The 324-nt window shown below is 40.7% G+C and carries 1 protein-coding gene; it reads right to left on the bottom strand.

Going from position 1 to position 324, the window contains the following annotated elements:
* The coding region (locus HC175_RS22085) for an NAD-dependent epimerase/dehydratase family protein (protein WP_168140005.1) at nt 1-240 on the bottom strand (240 nt) is incomplete at its 3' end.
* Nucleotides 241-324 lie beyond the last annotated feature (84 nt).

Below are 324 nucleotides of genomic sequence, written 5' to 3'. Positions count from 1 at the left end.
GGCACTCATGGAATGAATGAGGTAGTATGCAACATCAATGTTCTTTATAACTTCAGGAGATGGCAGGTCTTTCAAAAAATCTACTTCCAGGACAGAGATCTTTGGATTGGCGTAAACACCTTCGGCAGGAAACCGGTTTTTGTCTCTTACGCAACAAATTACTTCATACCCCAGCTCAAGTAAGATAGGTAGCAGGCGTTTTCCAATATATCCGGTAGCTCCTGTAAGAAGGATCTTCATTTTTCCCTTTTTTGGCAGTGGTTAAAGAACCTGCTGCTTTTCAGAAAGATAGGGAAAGATTATGAGGTCGATTCAAAAACTTCA

Source organism: Salinimicrobium oceani, assembly GCF_012037645.1.
Note: the sequence above shows the minus strand (reverse complement) of the source record. Positions and strands in the feature narration are given on the sequence as shown.